32 protein-coding genes are annotated in these 23801 nt (G+C 62.2%); 14 read left to right on the forward strand and 18 right to left on the reverse strand.

Going from position 1 to position 23801, the window contains the following annotated elements; all coding sequences use genetic code 11:
• Nucleotides 1–27 precede the first annotated feature (27 nt).
• Nucleotides 28–765 carry a pyridoxine 5'-phosphate synthase gene (locus FLM21_RS07605; RefSeq protein WP_148714996.1) on the forward strand — a complete coding sequence of 246 codons (738 nt, stop codon included), beginning with the start codon at nt 28–30 and terminating at the stop codon, nt 763–765.
• Nucleotides 766–786: 21 nt separating this feature from the next.
• Here the strand turns inward: FLM21_RS07605 and gpmA are convergent, their stop codons facing one another.
• The 8 genes from gpmA to FLM21_RS07645 form a co-directional block, all read right to left on the reverse strand.
• On the reverse strand, nt 787–1485 hold the full coding sequence (gpmA, locus tag FLM21_RS07610; protein ID WP_148714997.1) for a 2,3-diphosphoglycerate-dependent phosphoglycerate mutase: 699 nt from the start codon (nt 1483–1485) through the stop codon (nt 787–789).
• 91 nt (nt 1486–1576) lie between these two features.
• On the reverse strand, nt 1577–2491 hold the full coding sequence (locus tag FLM21_RS07615; RefSeq protein ID WP_148714998.1) for a patatin-like phospholipase family protein: 915 nt from the start codon (nt 2489–2491) through the stop codon (nt 1577–1579).
• The gene (tsaA, locus tag FLM21_RS07620; protein ID WP_148714999.1) at nt 2488–3174 is read right to left on the reverse strand and encodes a tRNA (N6-threonylcarbamoyladenosine(37)-N6)-methyltransferase TrmO; all 687 of its coding nucleotides are present in this window, start codon (nt 3172–3174) and stop codon (nt 2488–2490) included. The genes FLM21_RS07615 and tsaA overlap by 4 nt, the downstream gene beginning before the upstream one ends.
• 61 nt (nt 3175–3235) lie before the next feature.
• Nucleotides 3236–4744 (reverse strand): methyl-accepting chemotaxis protein, encoded by a 1509-nt coding sequence (locus FLM21_RS07625; protein WP_148715000.1) that lies wholly within the window; start codon nt 4742–4744, stop codon nt 3236–3238.
• Nucleotides 4745–4982: 238 nt separating this feature from the next.
• Nucleotides 4983–6314, reverse strand: coding sequence for a sodium-dependent transporter (locus tag FLM21_RS07630; protein ID WP_148715001.1), 1332 nt, complete (start codon nt 6312–6314; stop codon nt 4983–4985).
• A 193-nt stretch (nt 6315–6507) separates the two neighbouring features.
• Nucleotides 6508–7470, reverse strand: coding sequence for a PhnD/SsuA/transferrin family substrate-binding protein (locus FLM21_RS07635; RefSeq protein WP_148715002.1), 963 nt, complete (start codon nt 7468–7470; stop codon nt 6508–6510).
• A gap of 81 nt (nt 7471–7551) precedes the next feature.
• The gene (gene phnD / locus FLM21_RS07640; RefSeq protein ID WP_148715003.1) at nt 7552–8529 is read right to left on the reverse strand and encodes a phosphate/phosphite/phosphonate ABC transporter substrate-binding protein; all 978 of its coding nucleotides are present in this window, start codon (nt 8527–8529) and stop codon (nt 7552–7554) included.
• Between the two features lie 159 nt (nt 8530–8688).
• Complete coding sequence (locus FLM21_RS07645) at nt 8689–9732, reverse strand: imelysin family protein (RefSeq protein ID WP_187360131.1); 1044 nt, start codon at nt 9730–9732, stop codon at nt 8689–8691.
• A gap of 194 nt (nt 9733–9926) precedes the next feature.
• Between FLM21_RS07645 and FLM21_RS07650 the strand changes: the two genes are divergently transcribed.
• The 7 genes from FLM21_RS07650 (at nt 9927) to FLM21_RS20790 (ending at nt 14555) form a co-directional block, all read left to right on the forward strand.
• Nucleotides 9927–10301, forward strand: coding sequence for a hypothetical protein (locus FLM21_RS07650; protein ID WP_148715005.1), 375 nt, complete (start codon nt 9927–9929; stop codon nt 10299–10301).
• Nucleotides 10279–11004 carry an N-acetylmuramoyl-L-alanine amidase family protein gene (locus FLM21_RS07655; protein ID WP_187360132.1) on the forward strand — a complete coding sequence of 242 codons (726 nt, stop codon included), beginning with the start codon at nt 10279–10281 and terminating at the stop codon, nt 11002–11004. Before FLM21_RS07650 ends, FLM21_RS07655 begins: the two co-directional genes overlap by 23 nt.
• 99 nt (nt 11005–11103) lie before the next feature.
• Nucleotides 11104–12816, forward strand: a complete 1713-nt coding sequence (locus FLM21_RS07660; protein ID WP_148715007.1) for a proline--tRNA ligase — start codon at nt 11104–11106, stop codon at nt 12814–12816.
• 78 nt (nt 12817–12894) lie between these two features.
• Nucleotides 12895–13512 carry a lytic transglycosylase domain-containing protein gene (locus FLM21_RS07665; RefSeq protein ID WP_148715008.1) on the forward strand — a complete coding sequence of 206 codons (618 nt, stop codon included), beginning with the start codon at nt 12895–12897 and terminating at the stop codon, nt 13510–13512.
• 79 nt (nt 13513–13591) lie between these two features.
• Nucleotides 13592–14065, forward strand: a complete 474-nt coding sequence (locus FLM21_RS07670; RefSeq protein WP_148715009.1) for a DUF3291 domain-containing protein — start codon at nt 13592–13594, stop codon at nt 14063–14065.
• 97 nt (nt 14066–14162) lie between these two features.
• Nucleotides 14163–14321 (forward strand): HAD family hydrolase, encoded by a 159-nt coding sequence (locus FLM21_RS20785; RefSeq protein ID WP_187360133.1) that lies wholly within the window; start codon nt 14163–14165, stop codon nt 14319–14321.
• Nucleotides 14322–14327: 6 nt separating this feature from the next.
• Nucleotides 14328–14555 (forward strand): HAD hydrolase-like protein, encoded by a 228-nt coding sequence (locus FLM21_RS20790; RefSeq protein ID WP_222846845.1) that lies wholly within the window; start codon nt 14328–14330, stop codon nt 14553–14555.
• Here the strand turns inward: FLM21_RS20790 and FLM21_RS07675 are convergent.
• The 4 genes from FLM21_RS07675 to FLM21_RS07690 form a co-directional block, all read right to left on the reverse strand.
• Nucleotides 14552–15226, reverse strand: a complete 675-nt coding sequence (locus FLM21_RS07675) for a Crp/Fnr family transcriptional regulator (protein ID WP_148715010.1) — start codon at nt 15224–15226, stop codon at nt 14552–14554. The genes FLM21_RS20790 and FLM21_RS07675 overlap by 4 nt on opposite strands.
• A gap of 74 nt (nt 15227–15300) precedes the next feature.
• Entirely contained in the window at nt 15301–16074 is a 774-nt protein-coding gene (xth, locus tag FLM21_RS07680) for an exodeoxyribonuclease III (RefSeq protein ID WP_148715011.1), read from the reverse strand.
• Between the two features lie 137 nt (nt 16075–16211).
• Nucleotides 16212–16439 carry a helix-turn-helix transcriptional regulator gene (locus FLM21_RS07685; protein WP_148715012.1) on the reverse strand — a complete coding sequence of 76 codons (228 nt, stop codon included), beginning with the start codon at nt 16437–16439 and terminating at the stop codon, nt 16212–16214.
• Between the two features lie 66 nt (nt 16440–16505).
• Nucleotides 16506–17321, reverse strand: a complete 816-nt coding sequence (locus FLM21_RS07690) for a BRO-N domain-containing protein (RefSeq protein WP_148715013.1) — start codon at nt 17319–17321, stop codon at nt 16506–16508.
• Nucleotides 17322–17787: 466 nt separating this feature from the next.
• Between FLM21_RS07690 and FLM21_RS07695 the strand changes: the two genes are divergently transcribed.
• Both FLM21_RS07695 and FLM21_RS07700 read left to right on the forward strand, forming a co-directional pair.
• Nucleotides 17788–18588: a hypothetical protein gene (locus FLM21_RS07695; RefSeq protein WP_148715014.1), complete on the forward strand. Its 801-nt coding sequence runs from the start codon at nt 17788–17790 to the stop codon at nt 18586–18588.
• A 122-nt stretch (nt 18589–18710) separates the two neighbouring features.
• Nucleotides 18711–19553, forward strand: coding sequence for a hypothetical protein (locus FLM21_RS07700; protein WP_187360135.1), 843 nt, complete (start codon nt 18711–18713; stop codon nt 19551–19553).
• Between the two features lie 30 nt (nt 19554–19583).
• Here FLM21_RS07700 and FLM21_RS07705 read toward each other — a convergent pair whose 3' ends face one another.
• Both FLM21_RS07705 and FLM21_RS07710 read right to left on the reverse strand, forming a co-directional pair.
• A complete protein-coding gene (locus FLM21_RS07705; RefSeq protein WP_148715016.1) occupies nt 19584–20270 on the reverse strand; it encodes a deoxynucleotide monophosphate kinase family protein in 687 nt (228 codons plus the stop codon).
• Entirely contained in the window at nt 20267–20560 is a 294-nt protein-coding gene (locus FLM21_RS07710) for a hypothetical protein (RefSeq protein WP_148715017.1), read from the reverse strand. The genes FLM21_RS07705 and FLM21_RS07710 overlap by 4 nt, the downstream gene beginning before the upstream one ends.
• A 194-nt stretch (nt 20561–20754) precedes the next feature.
• On the opposite strand from FLM21_RS07710, the gene FLM21_RS07715 reads away from it, so the two are divergent.
• Nucleotides 20755–21018 (forward strand): DUF1488 family protein, encoded by a 264-nt coding sequence (locus tag FLM21_RS07715; RefSeq protein WP_187360136.1) that lies wholly within the window; start codon nt 20755–20757, stop codon nt 21016–21018.
• 31 nt (nt 21019–21049) lie between these two features.
• On the opposite strand, the gene FLM21_RS07720 is transcribed toward FLM21_RS07715, so the two are convergent.
• The 3 genes from FLM21_RS07720 to FLM21_RS07730 are packed head-to-tail and all read right to left on the reverse strand — an operon-like array spanning nt 21050 to nt 21842.
• The gene (locus FLM21_RS07720; protein WP_148715019.1) at nt 21050–21253 is read right to left on the reverse strand and encodes a TraR/DksA C4-type zinc finger protein; all 204 of its coding nucleotides are present in this window, start codon (nt 21251–21253) and stop codon (nt 21050–21052) included.
• Between the two features lie 12 nt (nt 21254–21265).
• Nucleotides 21266–21472 (reverse strand): hypothetical protein, encoded by a 207-nt coding sequence (locus tag FLM21_RS07725; protein WP_148715020.1) that lies wholly within the window; start codon nt 21470–21472, stop codon nt 21266–21268.
• A 10-nt stretch (nt 21473–21482) separates the two neighbouring features.
• Nucleotides 21483–21842, reverse strand: a complete 360-nt coding sequence (locus FLM21_RS07730; RefSeq protein WP_148715021.1) for a hypothetical protein — start codon at nt 21840–21842, stop codon at nt 21483–21485.
• A gap of 174 nt (nt 21843–22016) precedes the next feature.
• Here FLM21_RS07730 and FLM21_RS07735 point away from each other — a divergent pair, with 174 nt between their 5' ends.
• Nucleotides 22017–22424, forward strand: coding sequence for a hypothetical protein (locus FLM21_RS07735; RefSeq protein WP_148715022.1), 408 nt, complete (start codon nt 22017–22019; stop codon nt 22422–22424).
• Here FLM21_RS07735 and FLM21_RS20795 read toward each other — a convergent pair.
• Nucleotides 22421–22585: a hypothetical protein gene (locus FLM21_RS20795; RefSeq protein WP_187360137.1), complete on the reverse strand. Its 165-nt coding sequence runs from the start codon at nt 22583–22585 to the stop codon at nt 22421–22423. The two genes, FLM21_RS07735 and FLM21_RS20795, sit on opposite strands and share 4 nt — an antisense overlap.
• 171 nt (nt 22586–22756) lie before the next feature.
• On the opposite strand from FLM21_RS20795, the gene FLM21_RS07740 reads away from it, so the two are divergent.
• Together FLM21_RS07740 and FLM21_RS07745 are read left to right on the forward strand one after the other, a co-directional pair.
• Entirely contained in the window at nt 22757–23503 is a 747-nt protein-coding gene (locus FLM21_RS07740) for a hypothetical protein (protein ID WP_148715023.1), read from the forward strand.
• Nucleotides 23504–23527: 24 nt separating this feature from the next.
• Nucleotides 23528–23794 carry a hypothetical protein gene (locus tag FLM21_RS07745; protein WP_148715024.1) on the forward strand — a complete coding sequence of 89 codons (267 nt, stop codon included), beginning with the start codon at nt 23528–23530 and terminating at the stop codon, nt 23792–23794.
• Nucleotides 23795–23801: the final 7 nt, after the last annotated feature.

Raw genomic sequence — 23801 nt, forward strand, 5'->3', positions numbered from 1 at the left:
TACGCGCTTTGTCGCCTGATCGCCGCCATGCCGACCCTGCTTTCCGTCAATCTCAACAAGATCGCGCTGATCCGCAACTCGCGCGGTCGCGATTACCCCAGCATCGTCCATTTTGCGGCGCTGGTACTGGAAGCCGGGGCCGCAGGCGTCACCATTCATCCACGTCCTGACCAACGTCATGCCCGCTATGCGGATGTGGCGGCGCTCAAGGCCGTGGTCGAGCGCTTTCCCGGTGCGGAACTCAATATCGAGGGCTATCCGGACCGACAGTTCCTCGATGTGGTACTGGCCGCCCGGCCGCAGCAGTGCACGCTGGTGCCGGACGAACCGGGCCAGCTCACCTCCGATCACGGCTGGAACATTGTGCGCGATGCCGCCAGGCTCGCGCCCATCGTCGCCGAGCTGAAGGCGGCCGGCATTCGTGTCAGCCTGTTCGTCGACCCTGATATTGCCCAGATCGACGCCGCTCCGGCCACTGGCACTGACCGGGTCGAGCTCTATACCGAGGGCTATGCCCACGGCTACGAGCAGGGCGAGTGGCTCGGCGAATGGCATAAGCACGCCGCCGCCGCCGCCCGTGCCCGCGAGCTGGGGCTGGGGCTCAACGCCGGACACGACCTCAACCTCGACAACCTTGCCAACTTCGTGCGTATTCCAGGCATCGAGGAAGTCTCCATCGGCCATGCGCTGACCGTGGAAGCGTTGCAATACGGCTTTGCGGACGTAGTGCGCCGCTACGTGGCGATCCTCAAAGCCGTTGCTTAAGGTTGCTGCTGCCGGACTGTGCTAGGCGTCATTGCCTAGGTAGTAGTGGCGGATCGGCTTGAGATCGGCATCGAGCTCATAGACCAGCGGCAGGCCATTCGGGATTTCGATGCCGACGATGTCGGTTTCGCTGACGTCGTCGAGGTATTTGATTAGCGCGCGCAGCGAGTTGTTGTGTGCGCTGATCACCACGCGGCGGCCGGCGCGGATGGCTGGGGCGATGTCGCTGTGCCAGAACGGCAAGGCGCGGGCGACAGTATCCTTCAGGCATTCGGTCAGCGGAATCTCGCTACGCGGCACGCTGGCATAGCGCGGGTCGTCGAACGAGGTGCGCGGATCATCCGTACTCATCGCCGGAGGGCGCACGTCGTAGCTGCGGCGCCAGAGCAATACCTGGTCGGCGCCGTGCTTGGCGGCGGTCTCAGCCTTGTTGAGCCCCGCCAGCGCACCATAGTGGCGCTCGTTCAGTCGCCAGGAATTGATCACCGGAATCCACATCTGGTCCATCTCGTCGAGCGCCAGCCACAACGTGCGGATGGCCCGCTTCAGCACCGAGGTGTAGGCCACATCGAAATGGAAGCCGGCTTCGCGCAGCAGTTGCCCGGCGCGGCGCGCTTCGATCATGCCTTGCTCGGTCAGGTCGATGTCGACCCAGCCGGTGAAGCGGTTTTCGAGGTTCCACGCGGATTGGCCGTGGCGGATCAGGACGAGCTGGTACATGGCGGGTCTCCTTGTGCATAGCTACAAGGTAGAACAGCCTGGCGCATCCTGGTTCGCCGTGCCATCGGCAAAATGTCCGATGGCAGCGGCGCTACTGAGTGACCAGCTGTTTCTGCTTGTCCTGCATCTTCTGCCTGATCACCGGCAGCAGCGCCAGCGCGGCCTTTTCGCCTTCGAGGATGGCGACATTGCGCTGGTCGAAATCGGCGGGGCCGATCTTGCCCACGCGTGGGCGGATCACTACATCAGCGCGGGCGAGCTCCTGTTCGCCCAGCTTCTGGCCCATGATCATGATGGCCTGGTTGACGATGCCCAGCATGTTGGAAGGCGCCGTGCCGGTGGCCTTGGACGAGATGTCGATGGCGATGACGAAATCGGCGCCAAGCTGGCGCGCGGCATCGACCGGTACCGGGCTGACCACGCCGCCGTCGACATAGCGTTTGCCGTTGATCAGCACCGGCTCGAATACGCCGGGAATGCTGGAGGAGGCACGCACTGCCATGCCGGCGTTGCCCTTGACGAACACTGTGCGCCGGCCGGTTTCCAATTCGGTGGTGACGGCGGCGAACGGTTTGGCGAACTTCTCCATCGGCTTTTGCTTCACCAGCTCGTTCACGTAGTCCTGCAGCTTCTGGCCGCGCACCAGGCCACCGGAGAGCAGGCTGACATCGCGGATGCGGCTCTCGTCGAGGCTGAACGATTGCTCCTGCAGCTGGAAGGCATCCATGCCCGAGGCGTACAGCGCACCGACCACGCTGCCGGCGCTGGTGCCGGACACGACGGCCGGTTTGATGCCATTGGCTTCCAGCATCTTGATCACGCCGATATGGGCAAAGCCTTTGGCCGCGCCACCGCCGAGCGCGATGCCGACCTTGAGCTGCGGCAGCGGCTTGGGCAGTGGCACCGGCGTTGGCTGCGTGGCCGATTGTTTTTCGCTCGGCGTGGTGGTGCAGGCGGCCAGCCAGCCGGTGAGGAGGAGGGCGGCAAGGGCGGAACGGCGATTCATGCGATATCCAGTTTCAGGACCTGGGCGCCGCCATCGTCGCAGCGCCACTTGATGTCGAATTCGTAGAGCCGTACGCCGTAGACGCGGGCCGCATCGTCGGCGTACGCGGGCCGGGGATCCTGCGCCAGCACTTCGCTGATCAGCGCGCGCAGCTCGGCTGCGCGTGGCCCCAGTGCGGTGAGCGTGGCTTCGGCCGCCGGCGCGAACGCGACCGGCAGCGTGGTGGGCGTGCCATCGACGAAGCCACCGCGTGCATCGGGCACGCTCTCGGCGTAGGGGATGTAGGGCTTGATGTCGACGATGGGGGTGCCGTCGACCAGGTCGACGCCACCCAGCGTCAGCGTCACGCCCTGGCGGGTGTCGATTTCGAGCAGCTCGACCAGCGACAGCCCGAGGCCATTGGGGCGGAACGGGCTGCGACTGGCGAATACGCCAACCCGCGTGTTGCCGCCCAGGCGGGGCGGGCGCACCGTCGGCTGCCAGCGGCCGTGGACCTGATGGAACACGAAGGTGAGCCACAGGTGCGAGAACGCCGACAGACCGCGTACTGCTTCCTCCCGGTCGTACGGCGGCAACAGCTTCAGCACGCCGCGCGCATGCGGCGCCAGTCGCGGCTGGCGTGGAATGCCGAACTTGTCGGGAAAGGGCGTGGCGATATGGCCGAGTGGGTCGAGCGTATGCACGGCGCGATTGTGCCTTGGCAGTCATGGCTTGACCAAGGCATTCGTCACATCCCGGGCACGCTCAGCTCACGCGGAAACGCTGGATCGCGTTGCGCAGGTCGCCGGCCGCTGCCTCGATGTCGGTCGCCAGCTGCGCGGTTTCGTGCACCGTGGCGCTGTTGCGCCCCACAGCGCCGGCAGCGGCATCGACATGGCCGGAGATCTGCCGGGTGGCTTGCGCCTGCTGATCGAGGTCTGCCGAGATATGACCGACCACCGTTGTCACCTGCTGGGCTGCGTCGTTGATGGCGTCGATTACGCCGCTGGCTTCCGCTGCCAGTGCCATGCCGGCGTCGCTCTGGCGGCGTGCCTCGTCCATGCTGGCCAGTGCTGCATCGCGGCTGGCGTGCACGTCGTGCATCATGGTCTGGATCTGCGCCGTGGACTGGGTGGTGCGCTCGGCGAGCTTGCGCACTTCGTCCGCCACCACGGCGAAACCGCGGCCCTGCTCACCGGCCCGCGCGGCCTCGATGGCCGCATTCAGTGCTAGCAGATTGGTCTGCGCCGCGATCTCCTTGATCTCGTCGAGCACACCGGAAATGCGCCCGGTCTGCTCGCCCAAGAGGTCCAGCGTGGTGCCGCTGCGCGACACCGAAGCACCGATGGCGCGGATCTCGTCGACGGTGCGGTGGATCACTGTGCCGCCACTGCGCGCACGTTGCTCGGCGTCCCGGGTGAGCTGCGCGCTACGGTCTGCTTCGCTGGCGATGGCATCGATCCGGGCCAGCATTTCGTCCACCGCGCGGGCGATCGCGCTGGCAGCATCGGCCACCTGTTTGCCGTTGCCCGCCACCTGCGCCGTGCTCTGCGCCAGCTGGCGACTGTCGTGATCCAGCCGGTCCGATTCGCTGCTGACCTCGGTCATCAGCGTGCGCAGGCTGGTCTGCATCTTCAGCACGGTGCGGAACACCGGCGTCATGCCGCCCTCGGTATCGATCTCGGTCGACAGGTCACCCGAAGCGATTACTTCCGCCAAGGCCTGGATGGCCGCAGCTTCCACCGATTCGGCGCGCATGCGCATCGCCAGCAGCACCAGCACCGCCGTTTCCACCACGACGAATACCGCATGGATGATCACGATGGTCGGCGTCCAGTTCTGCGCGAACGCATAGACCGGAACTGCTTGCGCTTGCAGCACGGCGAACAGCACATGATGCACGGCGATCACCACGGCACCGGTGACCAGCGGCTTCCAGTCCCGGTAGTACAGCAGGAAGGCAAGCAGCACGAATACCGAGAAGTGCATCTCGATCAGCCCACGCGCCTGGTGGATCAACAGTGCCGAGAACACCATCAGCGCCGCGGCCATCGCTAGGCGACACACCAGCTGCCCGCCAGCATTGCGGTAGAGCCACCACGCGACGCCGAGCGTCGGTAGCGCGATCAGCAGCGCGGCCAGCCAAGTGCCATACCACGGCGCGAGACAGAGCGAGACCGCTGTGAGTGCCGCCAAGGTCTGCAGCATCCAGCGGTCGGCTTCGCGCCGCAGCGCAGCCATCTTGCGGGTGACCACGGTGTTGTGCGCGTTCATGGGCGTGCCTCCTGCAGAGCCCGACAAAACACCGGAGATGCCGGTTCGAGCCAGGCCAGGGCCGCCAGGCTGTAGGTCAGCCAGAGGCACAGCAGCAACCAGGGGCTTAGCTTGCGCATACGATGATCCTTACGGGGAAAACGCTTGCTGCACTATAGGCACAGCCGATGGCGGGTCGCGTACAGCGTCAGCAAAATGGCCGGCTTGAAGCCGGCCATTGATCGGTTTGCACCGCAGGCTACAGGTTGTGCACCCAGATCACCCCAATGAGGATGGGCGCCACGACCGCACACACCACGCGGAAGGCCGGCAGCACGGCACTGGCGCCCTCGGCTGCGAGCTCGTCCTTCACCCGCGGCCAGATCGCCCAGCCGACGAACAACGCGGCGAGCAGGCCGCCGGCCGGCATCATCACGTTGGAGGCCACGTAGTCCATCAGGTCGAAGGCATTCTTGCCGAAGAACAGCGTATCGGCCATCGGCCCGAACGACAGCGCGGCGGGAATGCCGACGATGAAGCTGGCGATGGCGACCGCGAAGGTGGCGGGGCGGCGAGTCATGCCGAATTCGTCGATCAGGAAGGAGACGATGGGCTCAAGGATGGACACCGACGAGGTCAGCGCGGCGAACAGCAGCAACAGGAAGAAGGCGACGGCAAACAGCTGGCCGCCCGGCATCTGCGCGAAGATGGCCGGCATGGTGATGAAGGTGAGGCCGGGGCCGGCGGCCGGGTCGACGTTGAAGGCGAATACCGCCGGCAGCACCATCAGCCCGGCGAGCACGCAGGCCAGTGTAGCCAGCGTCGATACCCACAGCGTGGCACCGACCAGCTTTGTTTCCTTCGAGACATACGAGCCGTAGGCGATGATCATGCCGCCACCGATCGACAGTGAGAAGAACGCCAGGCCCAGTGCGTCGACGACCATGGCCGATGTCATCTTGGAGAAGTCCGGGGTGATGAAATAGCGCACGCCGTCGATGGCGCCTGGCAGCGTCAGCGCGCGCGCGATCAACAGCAGCATCAGCGCGAAGAGGGCGGGCATCAGCACCTTGCTCATCCGCTCGATGCCCTTTTCCACGCCACCTAGCACCACGGCAACGGTGAGGCCAAGGAAGATAGCGGTGTAGCCCAGTGCCTGCGCCGGGCTGGCGATGAAGCTACCGAAGGCACTGGCGAGCAGGGCGGTATCGGCGGTGATTGCTTCGCCGGTGATGGAGCGGCCGATGTAGGCCACGGTCCAGCCGCCGACCACGCAGTAGTAGCTGAGGATGATGAACACGCACAGCACCGACAGTCGCCCGGCCCATGGCCACAGGCCGCCCTTGAGATCGCGGAAGGCCGTGGTGGCCGATTTCTTGGCGGTGCGGCCGATCACCATCTCGGCCAGCAACAGGGCGATACCAAGTGTGAACACGCACACCAGGTAGGCGATCAGGAAAGCGCCACCGCCGTTCTTGCCGGCCACATAGGGAAACTTCCAGATGGCACCGAGGCCGACGGCCGAGCCGGCGGCGGCGAGGATGAAGCCGAGCTTGGAGCCCCAGTTCGCCCGATTGTTGTCGCTGGACATGAATATAAAGACCTGACGTTTCAAAGGGATAGATTTTCCGGGCTGCGAGGGCTTGGGCAATTGGAGAAATTCCCAGCGCCACATGCGGTTGACTTTTGCGGCGGCGCAATGAAAAAAAGCCCCGCTTGCGGCGGGGCTGTGAGGAGACGGTGCTCTGGTAAGCAAGCGTCATGTTCAAAGCATGGTCAGGTGTTCAGCGAGCGCCGCCCAGCAGCGCGATCAACTGATCGTAGCGGCGGTATAGCGATTTTTCGCGCTCGGCGCGGGCGGCTGCGGCGAGTTTCTCTTCCAAGGTGAGCCGGAACAGCGCGTCGTAAAGCTGTAGGTCGGTTACTTCGCGCAGCTGGCGGTTGCTCGAGGCGAGGAAGCCGTCGAGCTGGTCGGCGTAATAGAGCCGCTCCTTTTCACGCGTTGCCTCCATACCCTTGCGGCCGTAGTCGAGGAAGAAGCGGGTGATCTTCTCCTTCTTGCCGGCAGACAGGCCGCGGCGCAGCACCAGCGGATCGTAGGAGAACTTCGGCGACTCCCACAGCACGCGCACCTGCTTGAAATCGCGCGGGTATTTCTCGGCGAGCTTGATCAGATCGTCGCTGTTGCTGGTGGCCACGTCGGTGCGGTTCTCCACCAGGGCGCGAAAGCGGTCCTCGCTGTTGCCGGTGGTCACGCTCTTGAAAAAGCGCTCGGGCAGTACGTTGTTGCGGGCGAAGGCGTGGTAGCCGGGGATCAGGCTGCCGGCGGTGGAACCGGGGCTGCCGCTGGCATAGCGCAGCTGACCGCTGCGTTTGAGCAGTTCGTCCAGCGTGGCGGGGCCGTTCTGCCGCACCAGCAATAGCGAGCGGTATTCGGCGATGCGGCCGGTCAGCACCAGCCGGGCGAAGATGTCGCCGCTGCCACCTTCCACCGCCTGCAATGCGAGCTGGGTGCTGCCGCGCAGCACATCGATCTCGCCGGCCTTCAGGGCACGCAGCAGTTCGGCCTCGTCCTTGCTTGCCACCACGCGCACCGGCTCGCCGAGCCGGCGCGCGAGATCCTCGGCGATCGGTTCCCAGTCAAGCTGGGTCTCCTCGATGCTGCGATTGGCTACCAGCCCCAGCACCACATCGGCATGGGCCAGTGAGGCAATCAGGGCAAAGCAGAGCGCAAGCAGAGCACGCATGACCACTCCCCAAAACTTACGAAAGCCGGGAGGGTAGTGCGCTGGTGTGACAACAGCATGACAAGTCGGAAAGCGGTTTCCTCAGCGCGCGCCACCGAGCAGCGCGATCAGCCGGGCATGGCGCCGGTAATGCTGCTTGGCCTGCGCATCGCGCTCAGTCGGCGCGAGATGGGTATCGAGCATCAGCCGGAACAAGTCGTGGAACAGCTGCAGATCCGATACCTGCCGCAGCTGCCGGTTATCCGATATGCGAAAGCCGGCGAGGTTGTCGGCGGCCAGCAGCTTTTGCCGCTGCACTGCCGCGTTGGCGCCATCGCGGCCGTAGCGCAGGAAGAAGGAGACGATCTTCTGCCGCCGCAGCGGCGTGAGGTCGCGGCGGACCACCAGCGGATCGAAGGTGTAGCCGGGTGAGCGCCAGGCGATCTGCACCCGGCCGAACTCGATGGGAAACTGTTGCCGTAGCTGGGTCAGGTCGTCGGTGTTGCCGGTGGCGACGTCGACTTCACCGCGGGCAACCGCCAGGAAATTGTCCTTGTGACTACCGGTCTGTACTGACTTGAAGTGCTGTTCGAACAGGATATTGGCCTTGAGAAAGGCCAGGTATTGCGGCAGCAAAAAGCCGGAGAACGAGCTGGGCTTGCCGCCGGCGAAGCGCAGCCTGCCGCGCTGGCCCAGGCTGATGATCTGCACCAGCGTATCGAGATCACCACCACGCCGTGTCAGCAGCAGCGACTGGTAGGTTTCGACGCCGCCCGCCATCACCAGGCTGCCGAACACTTCCGCGTTAGCGTTTTCCACCGCCTGCAGCGCCTGGCGGTTGCCCATGCGCGCCACCTGCACCTCGCCCCGCTTCATCCGTTCGACCAGGGCGTCGTAGTTTTCCAGCGCCACAGCCCTGACCGGCTCGCCGGTAGCCACTGCAAGGTCGTCGAGCACTGGCTGCCAGCGCGACAGCGTTTCGGCTTCGCTGCGGGTGACCACGAGGCCGACCGTGATGTCGGCGCAAGCAAGACTGGCGCATAGCGTGAACAGCACCGCGCAGGCATTGCGTGTGAGCATGGTTGTTCTCCTCCTTGTGGCGCGGCACCTTAAGGCGGAGAAATGACAAGGTTGTGACGTATAGACGATTTGCTGCGGTCATCGATGACCGTGCAATTGCCGGACGGTGACATGAAAAAGCCCACGGCATGCCGTGGGCTTTGGGGCGATGGGTTGCGCCTATTTTTGCAGTGGCAGTGCCAAGGCTTCGGCAAACGGGCCGGCGATGAAATCCGCCAGTTCGGTGAGGCGCTGGCTTGCCTGCTTGCGCTCGGCGGCGGCCTTGACCAGGTCGTCCGGCAGGGCGGCGACGGCGATGCGTGCCTGTGCCAGCTTGGCCTTCAATTCGTCCACCACCTCATGCTTGCCGCGGGTCAGCAGGAACTCCTCGAAACCAGCACCGCCAGCGGCGCCGAGCAGCACGCGTTCCACGGTATCGAGCCCGGCGCTGATGCTCTGGCGGCTCTGGCCGGAACGCCAGTCCGGGAAATCCTGCCGTGCCGGCTTGCTGACCGAGGTGGCCAGCTTCCAGCCTGACAACTCCTTCACCCCGGCGTGGGCGCGGGTCAGCGATTCGGACAGGAAGGGCCGCGGGTATGAGAGGTCGTAGTTGAGGCCGCGACGGATGCCTTGCCATTCGTAGATCAGCTCCTGCGCGCGGCGGGCGAGGCCGGCGGCCACCCAGACGCTGAAGCGGCAGGTGGCGTCGATCTTCTTGGCGGCGAGTGGCGCTTTGGTGGGCTCGGCATTGCCGAACAGCAGGTATTCGAGCGCCGGCAGGCCCTGTTTCAGCTCGCGCGACTGGGCGAGCGCCTGCGGCGAGGTCGGATCGTCCGGCACCTTGTCCATGGCGGCGCGCAGCGCGGCGAGATCGAGCGGCCACGGGTCGAATTGCTGCACGGTCTCGTCCTGCCGGCTGGGGCCCATGCGCACGCTGTCCAGGCGCCGCCAGGACTGGTCCGCAGCGATCCAGGCCTCGCGCGCGGCGGCGAGCCGTTCCGGCGACGGGGTTTCGCACAGCGCGGCGAGCTTGCCGGCGAGCCGGCCATGATGCTCCAGCAGCGATACCTGAGCCGGCAGGTAGACGGTCTCGGTCAGGCTGATGGCGAGTTCTGGGGGGGTGAGACGGGGCAAGCCGGGGGCCGGCGTGGGCGTCGGTGCCTCGTTGGCATGGGCGAGCACGGCCGAGAGCAGCACGGCTGCGATGGGGGCAAAGCGGGGCATAAGCATCCTCCTTGATTCTGGCGAGCGCGGCGCAATGCGCGCGTCTTGGCCTCTGCGGGCACAAGCGGCGATGTTAGTCGATCCATCGCCATCACAACAGCCGGGTGATCGGAACCAAGCCGCCGCCGGGCGGTCGGCTTGCTTTTTGTCCGGGCCGCCGGGAAACTGCGGCCGGGTTTTGCAAGGAGTGGACCATGCCTTTCTATTTTCGTGCCGACGACATGCCTGAGCTCGCCGGTTTGACCCGGTGGGAGCAGCGGATGCTGCTGCGCGGCACCTTCATCAAGGAGCGGGCGATTTCCACGCTGTTCCTGCTGATCGCCGTGATTGGCAGTGTGCAGTTTGTGATCAATCCGCTGATCGAGCAGTTTCAGCCGGGCATGCGCACCAACTCGCTGTCCTATGTGGTGGCGCTGCTGGCGTGGTTGTTCCTGCTGATGTGGCTGCGCGATGTGATCATGATGAACGTGCTGCGGCCCAAGCTCGCGGTCAAGCGAGCCGAGATGAAGCAGGCTGCCGACGATGCCGCGCTCGCCAAGGTTGCCGATGCCGGGCAGAACGGCGAATAACCGGCACCACCGCGCCGTCGGCGCGCTGGCCGGCGTGTTGTTGGCTGGTAGCGCCACGGCGGCGACCATTGCCGTCGATGTCGGTCATTCGCTGAGTGCGCCCGGCGCCACCAGCAGCTACGGCGAAACCGAGTTCAGCTACAACCGTGCGCTGGCGCAGGAGATTGCTCGCGCACTGCGTGGCGCCGGCCACCTCGTGCTGCTGATCGGCGCCGATGGCGATGCCACCAGCCTGCGTGATCGGCCCGCAATGGCGGCGGCTGGCGGCGCCGAGTTCTTTCTCTCCGTTCATCACGATTCGGCCCAGCCGCAGTTCCTGCGCACCTGGCGCTACCAAGGGGTCGAGCGCTACGAAGGCGACCACTCGGGCTACTCGTTCTATGTGTTTCCGCAGCATCCGCGCTTGACTGAGAGTGCCCGCTGCGCCGGTGCGATATCGCAAACGCTGGCGGCGCAAGGCTTCGCGCGGACGTTGCATCACGCAGAAGGCGTGGCAGGCGAGCATCGGCCGCTGCGCGATGCGGCGCTCGGCATCTACGACGCCGATTTCGCGGTGCTGCGAGGCGCCACCATGCCCGCAGTGCTGTTCGAAGCCGGCGTCATCGTCAACAAGCGCGATGCATTGACGCTGGCGCAGCCCGGTACCCGCCAGCGCATCGCGGCGGCGGTTCGCGACGGTCTCGCCGCCTGCCTGTCGCGCTGACGGCGTCGTTTCGCCGGTACGCCACGCCCGCCTGCGGCCCAGCGCGAGGGCCGGCGATGATAAGATGCGCGGTTTGATGCCAACCTGCGCCCCATCGTCATGCGTACCTCCCAACTCTATCTCTCCACCCTCAAGGAAGCGCCCGCCGAGGCGGAACTGATTTCGCACAAGCTGATGCTGCGCGCCGGCCTGATCAAGCGGCTGGGCTCCGGCCTCTATACCTGGATGCCGCTGGGGCTCAAGGTGCTGCGCAAGGTGGAAGCGGTGGTGCGCGACGAGATGAACAAGGCTGGTGCGCAGGAACTGTTGATGCCGACCATCCAGCCTGCGGAGTTATGGCAGGAAACCGGCCGCTGGGCGCTGTTCGGCCCGCAGATGCTGAAGATCAAGGACCGGCATGAGCGCGACTTCTGCTTCGGCCCGACCCACGAGGAAGTGATCACCGACATCGCCCGGCTGGAGCTGCGCAGCTACAAACAGCTGCCGGTGAATTTCTACCAGGTGCAGGTGAAGTTCCGCGACGAGATCCGCCCGCGTTTCGGCGTGATGCGCGCGCGCGAATTCGTGATGAAGGATGCCTACTCGTTCGATGCCAGCTTCGAAGGGCTGCAGGCGAGCTACAGCAAGATGTACCAGGCGTATTCCAACGTGTTCAGCCGCCTGGGCTTGGCTTTCCGCGCGGTGGCCGCCGATACCGGCGCCATCGGCGGCTCGGGCAGCCATGAATTCCACGTGCTCGCCGATGCCGGCGAGGACTTGCTGGCCTATTGCCCGGATTCGGACTACGCCGCCAACGTCGAATTGGCCGAGGCGCTGGCCCCGACCGCGCCGCGCGCATCGGCCAGCGAAGCGCTGCGCGATGTCGACACCCCGAAGCAAACCACTTGTGAGCAGGTGGCCGAGCTGATGGGCATCTCGATCGTGAAGACCGTCAAGCTGATCGCGCTGGTCGATGCCGGCGGCAAGCTGGTGATCGTGCTGCTGCGTGGCGATCACAGCTTGAACGAAGTGAAACTCGGCAAGGTGGAGGGCATGGACGGCTTCCGCTTCGCTACCGAGGAGGAAATCCGCGCCGCCTTCAACTGCCCGCCGGGTTTCCTCGGCCCGGTCGGCGCACCGGCTGGTACCCGCATCATTGCCGACCGGACCGTTGCCGCGATGAGCGACTGGGTGTGCGGCGCCAACAAGCCGAAGTTCCACATCGCCGGCGTGAACTGGGGCCGCGATCTGCCCGAGGCCGATGTCGTCGCCGATGTGCGCAATGTCGTCGCCGGCGATGCCAGCCCGGACGGCAAGGGCGTGCTGGCGCTGTGTCGTGGCATCGAAGTTGGTCACGTGTTCCAGCTGCGTACCAAGTACTCCGAAGCAATGAGCGCCACCTTCACTGATGTCGACGGCCAGTTGAAGCCCTTCGAAATGGGTTGCTACGGCATCGGCGTCAGCCGCATCGTTGGCGCCGCCATCGAGCAGAATTACGACGAGCGTGGCATCAAGTTCCCGGTTGCGCTGGCGCCGTTCGCGCTCGCCGTGGTCGCCGTCGGCTACCACCGCTCGGACGCGGTCAAGGCGGCAGCCGACCAGCTTTACGCCGAGCTGCAGGCCGCCGGTGTCGACGTGTTGCTGGACGATCGCAACGAGCGCCCCGGCTCGATGTTTGCCGACATGGAGCTGATCGGCATCCCGCATCGGGTGACCATTGGCGACAAGGGTCTAGCCGAGGGCATGATCGAGTATGTGGCGCGTGCTGGCGGCGAGATGGAAAAGCTCGCGCTCGCCGATGCTGTGGTTGCGCTGAAGACCAAATTGGCCTGATGGCAGGCCCGGCACGTTGACCGCGATGTCGGGCTCGCTTACATTCGCAGCGTATCGTTCGTTTTCCTGCGTTAAATCATGAAGTTGCCTCGTTTCCTTGCCGTTCTTCTGGCGTTCTTGACCGCCTATGCCTGGGCGGGTGCCCAACGCGAAGAGGCGTTGTCGTCGTCGGTGCAATCGACGATGCAACGCTCGATCTCCGACGGCGCCCAGCCAAGGTTGATTTTCGCCAGCGCCGCTGAAGGCGATGCTTGGCTCGCCGAGATGTCGGAGCGGCTGGAGAAGCGCATCCCGGACGAATTCACGCGCCGCCGCTTGCTGGTGGCGGTGCATTACGAAGCCACCCGCGCTGGCCTTGATCCACAGCTGGTGCTTGGGCTGATCCACGTAGAAAGCCGCTTCAACCGCTATGCGCTCAGCCCGGTGGGGGCACGCGGGCTGATGCAGGTGATGCCGTTCTGGCAACGCCTGATCGGCAGCACGGATCAGAGCCTGTTCGACATCCACACCAACCTGCGCTACGGCTGTACCATCCTGCGGCACTACCTTGATATCGAGAAGGGCGACCTGTTTCGCGCGCTCGGCCGCTACAACGGCAGCCTGGGGCGCGCCGAGTATCCCAACCTCGTGTACGACGCGTGGAAGAGCAACTACGACTGGCAGCCCGGCGCCGTGAACAAGGTGGCGCAGCGCTGAGCCGGCCTGCTTTCAATTTGCTGACTTTCTGCAGCGGTACGTGGTAAAACGGGCGGGACGATGCACATCGGAGCCGCTCATGTCCCACCATCTCGCCCAGCTGAACATCGCCACTTTGCTGGCTCCGCTCGATTCGCCGCAGCTCACCGATTTCGTCGCCAATCTCGATCAGGTCAATACGCTGGCGGAGCAATCGCCCGGCTTCGTCTGGCGGCTCAAGGACGACACCGGCGATGCCACGGCGCTGCGCCCGTATGGCGACGATGTGCTCGTCAATATGTCCGTCTGGACCGATGCCGAGGCGCTGGCCGATTTCGTCTACCGATCCAGTCACACCGAGATTATGCGCCGCCGTCGTGACTGGTTTGCGGCGATGCGCGAGGCACACATGGTGCTGTGGTGGATCCCGGCGGGGCATGTGCCGACGGTGAACGAAGCGGCCGAACGACTCTCCCTGCTGCAACGTGAAGGTCCGAGCCCGGCCGCCTTTTCCTTCCGGCAGCGCTACCCGGCACCTGCGACTGCAGCCCCGGTGCTCGAGCGCGAGTCGTGAATCCGACTACATCCGATACCGTGCTCTTCGACTGGGGTGGCACGCTGATGTCGGAGCAGAGCCGCATGTCTCAATGGCGTGGTAGCTGGAGGTACAAGTGATCGCGGGCGCCGAGCAGACACTGGCGGTGCAGTCTTCCCGCTACCGGGTAGCGGTGGCGACCAATGCCAGCATATCGCGTCGGCCGGAGATCGAGCATGCATTGCAACGCGTCGGCCTGCTGCGCCATATGGCGACGGTGTTCTGCTACACCTAGCTTGGGATAAGAAAGGCCGATGGGCGCTTCTGGGCCTCAGTCTCCGCCTCGTTGCGGGTACCGGCCGAGCGGCTGATGATGGTCGGGGATCCGCTGGAGCAGGACGTGTTGGCGCCGCGCCGCAACGGCCTTGCCGCGATCTGGTTCAATCCGTCTGCGGCGCCCGTGCCGCCGGGTGTGACCAGCGTGACTGCCTTGCCGCAACTGCTGCCGTTGCTGCTGGCAAGGGCTTAGCCGGGCAGTTGCTCGATCGCGATCAGCCGGATGTGCCCATGCTCCTGCGCCACCCAGCCCTGCTCGATCCAGGCGTTGAGCTGCTTGTTCACCGATTCGCGGCTGGCACCCACCAGGTTGGCGATTTCCTGCTGGGTGAGCTTGAGGTCGATCAGCACCGAGCCATCGGCCTGACGATCACCATGTGCGTCGCCCAGCTGGCGCAGCATCTTCCCCAGCCGCTCGGGCAGGTTGAGGAACAGCAGGTCCTGCAGCAGGTCATCGGCGGCACGCAGGCGCTGACACAGCGCATCGATCAGCGCACGCATCACCTTGGGGTGCGATTCCAGATGGCGCAGCACCGCATCGCGCTTGAGCACCAACAGCTCGCAGCTTTCCAGTGCCTCGACGCTGGCGCTGCGCACGCCGCCGTCGAGCATGGCGATCTCACCGAACACTTCACCCGCTTCCAGGATGCACAGCGTAGCCTCGCGGCCATCGTCGGTATTACGGCTGACCTTGAGCCGGCCACGCAGCACCGCGTACATCTCGTCGCCGCTGCTGCCCTGCTGCACCACCACCTGCTTGGGGCGGGTTTCGCGCAGTTCGGCATGCTGGGCGAGCTCGGTCAGTTCCTCGTGGCGCAATTCGCAGAAGAGGGTGCTGCCGGAGAGCAGGCGGGCTTTGTCCATGGCGGGTATCGTGTCAGGTCGAAAGGCGGCTCGATTGTGCCCGATTTCAACAGGGCTCGGGAAACGTGCGTTGCTCAGTCGGCGCGGAACGTCGCCCAGACCGGCGCGTGATCCGATGGGCGCTCGACGCGGCGCGGCTCCTTGTCGATACCGCAGGCCACGAGCTGCGGTGCCAATGCCGCCGAGATCAGCAGGTGATCGATGCGCAGGCCGGCATTGCGCTTGAAGCCATACATCCGGTAATCCCACCAGCTGAACAGCTTTTCCTCCTGCTCGAACGCGCGGAAAGCGTCAGTAAGCCCTAGCCCCATCAGCTTGCGGAAGGCATCCCGCTCCGGTTCCGACACCAGCACTTGGCCCACCCACTTGGCCGGGTCGTGCACATCGCGGTCTTCCGGCGCGATGTTGTAGTCTCCGGCGAGGACCAGCTTGGGATGTTGATGCAACTCGGCTTGCAACCAGCCGGTCAGCGCTTCCAGCCAGGAAAGCTTGTACGGATATTTATCCGAATCGAGCGCCTGGCCGTTGGGAATGTACACGCAGACGAAGCGCACGCCAGCGACTGTCGCGGCAATCACCCGCCGCTGCTCGTCAGCAAAGGCAGGGATGTTGTAGTGCACGTCCTCAAGTGGCAACCGCGAGATGATCGCCACGCCGTTGTAGGTTTTCTGCCCGATATAGGCAACGTGAAACCCGGCGGCCTCGAAGTCGGCACGCGGGAAGTTGTGGTCTTCCAGCTTGGTTTCCTGCAGCGCCAGAGCGGTAAGCTCGGGACGGCTAGCCAGCCATTCCAGTACCTGCGGCAGGCGGACCTTGAGGCTGTTCACATTCCAGGTGGCGAATTGCATGTGGTATGGATAGTCGTTGTAAATCAGTGTATTAACTGGGTGATGGGTAGCTGAAAAATCACCTAGCTACCCATCTGGCTACCCGCAGCGGCCTCGCTGCGACGGCGAGAAAGCGTCGCATCAAAACGACACCGCTGCTACCGGCTACCCAGGCTCCGCTCAATCATAGCTTGTATGCTCGCCGCGGTGATGCCGCTGGATCGTTTGCCGATCTTCACCAGATCCAGCTGGCCATCCTTCACCAAGCGATAGATCGTTGAGCGGGATACCCCCAGTTTGGCTTCCGCCACGTTGATCCGGTAAAGCACCGGTTGGGTCGCCGAAGCGGCTAAAGGGTGTGTGGCAATCCTCGGTTCGCGTTTCATGGTTGCTCCAGGCGTAACAGCCCCTGCCGGTGCGCGGGCGCACGGCATGGGCAGGGGGAAAAGGATTCAGGCGTGTGGGTCGGCGTAGCCGCTGTGGTCGCTGCCGGCAGGGGGCCGGCGCTCCGCCAGCGCGGCCAGATCCTGCTGCAGCCAGCTTTGCAGCTGGTGCTGCCACGGGCGGGATTGGTTGAGCCACGCGGCCTCGGCCGCGCGCAGGGTGTCGACGAACTCGGCGGCCGGTTCCCCGCCGCGCACCACGCGGCGAATGGCCTCGGCCTCCATCACCCGGCAGTGCTCGCGCACCGCTTCGGAGATTTCCAGAATGCGCCGCAGCTCGCCGGCCAGTAGCGGCAGCTGGTGCACTTCAAAGCGCTGCGGTGCCGGGCAATCCGCCGCCTGCCGCAGCACCTGCCAGGTAGCCAGGCGCCATGCCTGGTTGTGCGTGTGCTGGTCGCACACCCACCACACCACCCGTTGCAGGTTGCGCTGATCCGCGCTGCTCAGTTGCTCGCTATGCGGCGCCGGGGCGGCCTCGAAACGGCCGGTCTTGCGGATGGCGGGCAGCACCTCGCTGGTCACCCATTTCTTGAAGTGCTTGGCCTCGGGCTTGCGGCTGCCGAGGATCAGGCTGTACAGGCCTGATTCGTTGACGACGTTTATGGTCGGGTTGCCAGCGCTTCCGTGAATACCCTCGATTGAAACGAGGGCTTGTTCATCGTCGTCCAGTCGGCGCAATGCATCACTGGTATTGCCAATACCAAGCGCTGCGCAAACATCGGCGGCGACAAACCAAGGTTCGCCATCACGCACGATCACGCGCAGTTTCTGGGAGGTGAAATTGAATTCGGCAGGTGTGGGTGTGCCGGTGCTGGAAGCAGCCATGAGGAACGCTCCTGTTCGAGACTTGAGTTGCCTCGCCGGAAGCGTTTCTACGCGCAACCGGTGAGGTGGCCGGGAGGTTAGAAACTCGGGAACAGCCGAGCGGACTTCTTCCCCTTTCGGGTGTTGTATCCGTCGCCCTCCCGGCCATTAAAACAGGATGCAGGACGAGCTCGTAGCAGGACGAGCCCATCGGCCGGGCGCAAAAAAGCCGCAATGCTCTCGGGTGCGGGTACCGCTGTTCCTTCGGAGTTTCTACGCTCCATCCCTCTCGGGACGCTTGGAGCATAGGCCGGGTTGCGGGTTGGGGTCAAGCGGCTATATTTATTTGGAATGTGCAATGCTAAGCGGGCATAGACCTTTTACCCGGCACAATATTTTCTAGAGGGAATCATGTGTGGAATTGGTAATTTATCTTTTAACTTGGACTATCTCGTGTCTCTTAAAAATATTGGATGAGTTGAGACTTATGCTGTTTGATTTTCAAATATCTAGCTTCCAATTTATTATTACGCCAATAGCTACCTTGATTGGTGTTTGGCTTACTCTTAGAAGCAACAATCAAAGATTTTTTTACCAGCTAAAATTCGATGCGGGCCAAAAGAATTTAGATAGGAATGCAGCATTGAAAAAAGATGTTTTCCTAAAATTTGTTGAGGCTGTGAGTGTATCGAATGGTGCTCTATTAGACATGCCGAAGCGAGTTAAGTTGGATGAGGGTGTGGATTGCCGAATAGAGGAAATGTATGCCTCTGCATCTAAATTGTTTATTACTTCCGATCCTGAAACGGTTAAATTGATTTCGTTGTATGTAGGGAATTACATCTCGGCTGTACGCGAACTTCGCGTCGCGTGTGTGCCTGTGGTTAATGCTTTAGAGGAAATTGAAGTTGTGCTGGAGTTAAAAAAATCTCCAGAAGAGCAAATGCGTAAGTTAAAAGAAATTCAAATAGAAAAAGGCGCAAATGAGCAGTTGACGATTGAAGGGGCAAAAGTGCTAAACGAGTTGTTTCAGAGGCAGCACCAATTTGCTGTGGAATATGAAGGGAAGTTGTTGGGGTTGAAAAGTACGTATCAGCATAAAAAATTAGAATACGAGGTAAAAGTGGAAGATAAGTTAAATGCATTGAATATTTTGGTTTTGAATCTGTTGGAGCGCGTTCGATCGGAGTTGGGTTTGCCTGGTGACCTCTCTCAAATTAGAGCATTGATGAACGATTCTGGGGTTTTTGTCGGCAAGGTGCACGATGCGGAAGTTGTAGCTCAGTAGGTTGCTTAGTGATATGTATTGAAACAATTTAGCATTTGGTATGGCAATCTTGTAATTGCAGCGCCTGGGTGGAAATTCGTCTGGCGATATGCGTATTGTTGTTTATTGTAAATGGAGCTGTCTTGGAACCAAAATCCACTCAAAAAAGCGGTGCTAGCTTTTGGCAGAAGGCGCCTTCGAGCGTTACTGGGAAAACGAGCACCGAGCTTGCGCCTATGTCGACGGACAAGGGGCGTCAGCCGGAGAAGCTGAGCCCGATGCAAGGCTCGCCGGGCAAGACAACGACGGAGAGCCAACCGCTCACCACCATGCAGTCGCCGCCCAAGGTGGAAACGCCGAAGCTGAGCCCCATGCAAACGGGGCCGACCACCAGCCAGCAACCGCAACTGGTGAAACCCAAGCCCACCATGCCCAGCTCGGTAAAGCCGTTTACTGAACTGGATGTGCACCCGCAAGTGCAGGAGCAGGGCTATCCGCTGGGCTTTTCCAGCATGAAGGATTTCCGCGACAAGACCCGCACCATTGCGGAGAACAACCGCGATGGCACGGTGATTGTGTCCGGCAGCTCGGTGACGGGATACAGCTTCAAAAAAGGCACGGCCTTCTCGTCAAAAAGCGATGTGGACGTAGGCGTGATGCTGCCGCGTGATTCACAGACCTGGAATCAAGTGAACCAACACGACTTTCCTGGAAGAGGCACGACACAACAACGTGTGGAATGGCATCACCAGGATGGCATGGGCGGGCGCGAATCCGGCGTGAAGTTCTTTGATGGTGAAAGTGAGCCGGACCGATCCTATATCGTGCGGCCGCACACCCCGCCCCGGGAGCGCCGCACACCGCTGGATACAGATCGGCCAACGGTGAAGGAAAAAGCCTGGGCTGAAGAACGGCGCCAATCGAAGTCGAACTCCAAGCAGGGCGGTTACGGTGGCAGTGGTAGCACCAAGAAGAGAACCTACTAGGCTGGCCGCTAGCCTGAAGAAAACCGGGGTTTAAGCCCCGGTTTCTATTTCAACTTGCACTTGCCGCACTCCGGCCAGCAGTGACTCCACCCGTTGCTGCAGTTCAGCGATGCTTGCGGTGTTCTCGATCACCTGATCCACCCGGGAAACCGGAATCGGCAGCTCGGTAACGTGCGCATCGCCCCTGCCGGTACCGGGCCGACGGATCTGCCAGAGCTGGCCGCCAAGCTGCCCGATGAAATCCACTTCGATCAACTGGTGCGGTGTGGGGTTGGTGCGCACATCGGTGATGACGATGCGTGCGCCGGGCAGGGCATCGATCTGGGCCTGCATCTGGGCGAGCCAGTATTGGGGATCGTGGGCGCGGCGCCAGTCGCCCCAGCGCTGGGTGATCCAGCGTGGGCTGCGTGGCAGCGTGAGCTGGTCTGCGCTGTAGGTGCCCATGGCGCGCTCGGCATAGGCCTCGGTGGTTTCCAGCCACCATGCGAGAAATCCGCTTTCCGTGGCGTTGCTCAGCGCCAGGCCACGCAATGGAATTTCCTTCAACTTGCGATCCAACAATACAACGGTGGAGGTGCCCCAGGCGGTGGCTACTTCCACACGCAGGGCGTCGGCGAAGGCGAGCTTGGTATAGCCGTGCTGACGCACGAGGTGATCCGCGACCGTGTCTTTCCCGGCACCTTTGGCGCCGGTGAGTGCGATAGTGCTCAGGTTCATGGCGTTGTTCCTATTGAAGACGCGCCAGCGTTACCGGTGGGCTGTGTTTGGGGTTCAAGCTTTTGGCTCCGCTTCGCGGCGCGACCAACCCGGATCACCTCGTAGAGACATAGGCTGATGACCCAAAGGCCGAGCAAGGCGACGACGCCTAAGGCGCTGGAGAAGGCGTTGGCATCGCGTGGCGGCATGGCGAGGAAGGCCCAGCGGGTGCCGAGCAGGGTGGTCAGTACAACGACTGCTGCGGCGAGCGCGAGCCCGGCCAGCTGGAGTGGGTAGTGATATTTATCCATGGTGCACCGCATCAAAAATTTGCCTGAGGTAGCAAGCGATATGCCCAAGGGATGCTTTTGGGGGCGGTTTTGCACGCCGTTTGTCGCGTACGCCCGGCAGCTTGCCATTCGTCAAAAAACAAACATCGAATGTTTTTAGTAATCATTGTGAATGTATAAAGTCAGCATTCTTGACGAGCCCTATGCGAGTTCCCATGAACGCTCCAATCCGCTTTGCGCTTGGCTGCAGCTTTGATTTCGACCGCAATGGCGTGGCTTTCTACGCCACTCACAATGGCGAGGAGATCCTGTGCCTGGTATCGGAAGAGGCGCTGCAGGAGCACTTTGGCGCCGATGGTGGCGCGCAAGCGTTCATCGATGCGTTTGAGTTCCATCGCATCGAGATCGAGCGTGTGGCGGAGAAGCGGATCAGGAACGGCGATCAAGAGCCCATCATGCTGGTGAGCCGGGATTTCTGATCTTGGCGTGCTCCGCCGGCACGGCTTGGCCTCATCGCCGCCCCCGTTGTTTGTCCTGATGCTCCCGCGTGGCTTTGCACGGCACGCAGATGCCGTATTCCAGGCGGTGCGGTTCCAGATCGTCGCCGCAGTCGATGCAATCGCTGCGGTACAGCTTGGTGGCGTTGCGCGCGTTGGCAATGGCGGCTTCGCGCTCCGCCTGCTCCAGCTCGCTGGCGCGGTCGTATTGGTCCATGGCGGTTCCTGATCAGGCGGCGAGGCGCTCGGCCGGCGCGGGATAAGGCGTAGGGCGGACGGTGATGGTGCGGCGAACGTCGTACACCTTGCCCAGGCGGTCGCCCGCGGCGGGCGTGATCCGAAAGCCGCGCGCGAGGTAGGCCTGGGCCAGGCGCATGAACTGGGCGTCGTCGCCGGTATCGATCAGCGTGAGGTGCTCGGTGAAGGTGCGGATCATGCTGGCGCCCTCACGCTACGCGCCGCGCCGGCGGGCGCCGGTCCAGCTCATCGGTGAGCTGCTCCACCTGCTCGATGGCATCGCCGATCATGCCGCCGCATACCGTGGCGCCCAACACTTCCGCGCCGAGTTGCACGCGCGGCAGCGGCTGGCCAGCCGGCACCTGCAGCACCAGGGTGACTTCCCGCGCGCCGCTGGCCGTGGCAGGTGGTTCCAGCCGCGCCTGATCCAGCTTGCTTTGCGCGTGGCGCAGGTGCTTGTCGATAAAGCTGCGGGTTTGCGCATCCGGCTCGCCAGCGGCGGCCAGATCCACGGCATGACTGAGGTCGCGCATTGCGTTGAGCAGCAGGGGTAACAGGGTAGGGCTCATGGCGTGCTCCTGATGAGGGCGAAAAAAGACGCGCGGGCATCGCTGCCGGCGCGTCGAACGATTGGTACAGAATTTTCTCTTTTAAATCAGATGGGTAAAGCTTTGCTAAGGCAATGGAAATGCGGGTGGTATAGCTTGGGTGTGCAGTTCAAAACCATACGAAAGGAGCATGGCATGGCTGGCACTCGCGTTGAGGTCACCTTCCCGGAGGGGAGTGATGGGTATCAGGTGATCGACAGCATCTACATGGCGCTGGGCGAACAGAAGGCAGACGTTGCGTGGGCGCTGTCCACGTCTGACGATCCATCGCCAAAAGCGAAATTGGATACGGAATATCTGGACATCCCGCAGGATCACTTGGTGGCCGTGAGCAAAATTGCAGAGAACCCGTGGTTTTGGCAGTTCAGCTCCGAGGTGAACAACTATCTGGATGAAGACGGTAACGATTGCTTGCAGATCGATTACCACCTCGACCCAAGCTCAAAGGAAATTGCCCAGGTTGTGGCTTGGATCAAGAGCTTTAATCCGATCAAGGTCGACACCTTGGAAGAGGAAACCTACGACGAAGACGATATGGATTAGCAGAACCGCTGCGATCGTCCAACAGCCCGCGCCGTGCGGGCTTTTTGTTGGACGCCCGAACCGGCTTCTGGGCGCTCGTTGGGGTAGGCCGACGATCGCGGCGGCAGCCGGTTCTTGGCCTCGCTGAAGGTTGAGCGATCGCCATCGGCACCGGTGGCCATGCGGCCCGCACCTGTTTCGCGTTAGGGGGATTTGCGGGGTTGAGTCACATGGCCACCGCTGCGGGTGGCTAGGGTGTGGAACGATTGGAGCTTGTGAGGGAAGCCGATAAGATGTGTACACACATCGAACAGCGAAGAAATGATCTTCGTGTTTAACAGGGGCAGGGGTAAATGAAGAAGCATTGGATTGCGGCGCTCGCGGCCTTGGCAATTGTTGTGCCGATGATAGGGCATGCGAAGGCGAACGAAAAGTGTGAAAAGATAGCGGAATGGTTTTTTGATATACCCTTATCGAAAAGAGCGGTTGAGTTGTCTATATCAACAACGATAGATCAGGCTGTTCGGAGACTCTTGGCCAGCTCGGGGAATAACCCAGATTGGAAAGAAGGCGAGCCACATTGGGAACGGGCTTATGATTTATATGCGCCGGTGCTTGCGCAAGAAGCAATCCTTTCAGTACGCGAAGCCATGAATATTGAGAAGGAGAGGTTCGCGGCTTTGATGGATGCTAGTCGCTGTAATAAGTATGCGGATCTTGTTAAAAACAACACAGGTTTGATCGAGGTAAAAGAAGCTGATTATGCCGGTGCTATCGAGATGCTCAAGGAGTCGGAGGAAAAGAGCAGCTCAAAGACAAAAAGGATGGTTGAAGATTTAAAGCATCAAACTAAAATCGCAGAAATTGAACTTGTAGAGCGCAAAAGTAAAGGTGACATTTATGGGGGTATGAGCAAAGAAGAATATCAGGATTTTTGTAGGGATTTTGAGGGGTTTTCAGATAAATTATCAATAAATGACCTAGGGCATTTGGAAGAGGTTTTAACGGATCATCTTGGGGCCAAGCTTGGGAGGATTATTGAAGAGCAGATGCCGAAAGTGAATAAAATTATTGAAGAATTCAATCGTACTCAAGAATAATAATCTGCCAAATCCATGCCCTGCGTGAGTACCCGGTTTATCCCGGTCTTTTCTTCTGATACCCCGGAAGCTGCAATCAGCTACTTGGCAATTGCGGCTGGCAGCTTTCTGCTCATGCTGCTGGTGCTGAATGTGCATCCGCTCAAGCTGCCCGCCAATCCGCTGCGTTGGTATTGGTTCCTGCTGCACCGGGCTGCTTCTGAGGCTGAATCCTTCTTCATCCTGGTGCTCGGGCTGTGCGTGGTTTCAGTGTGCTGCCTGGTTACTGGCCTTGTGATCTTGCTGGCTTAGTGAGGCT

It is taken from the genome of Chitinolyticbacter meiyuanensis, assembly GCF_008033135.1.
Classification (GTDB): Bacteria; Pseudomonadota; Gammaproteobacteria; order Burkholderiales; family Chitinibacteraceae; genus Chitinolyticbacter; species Chitinolyticbacter meiyuanensis.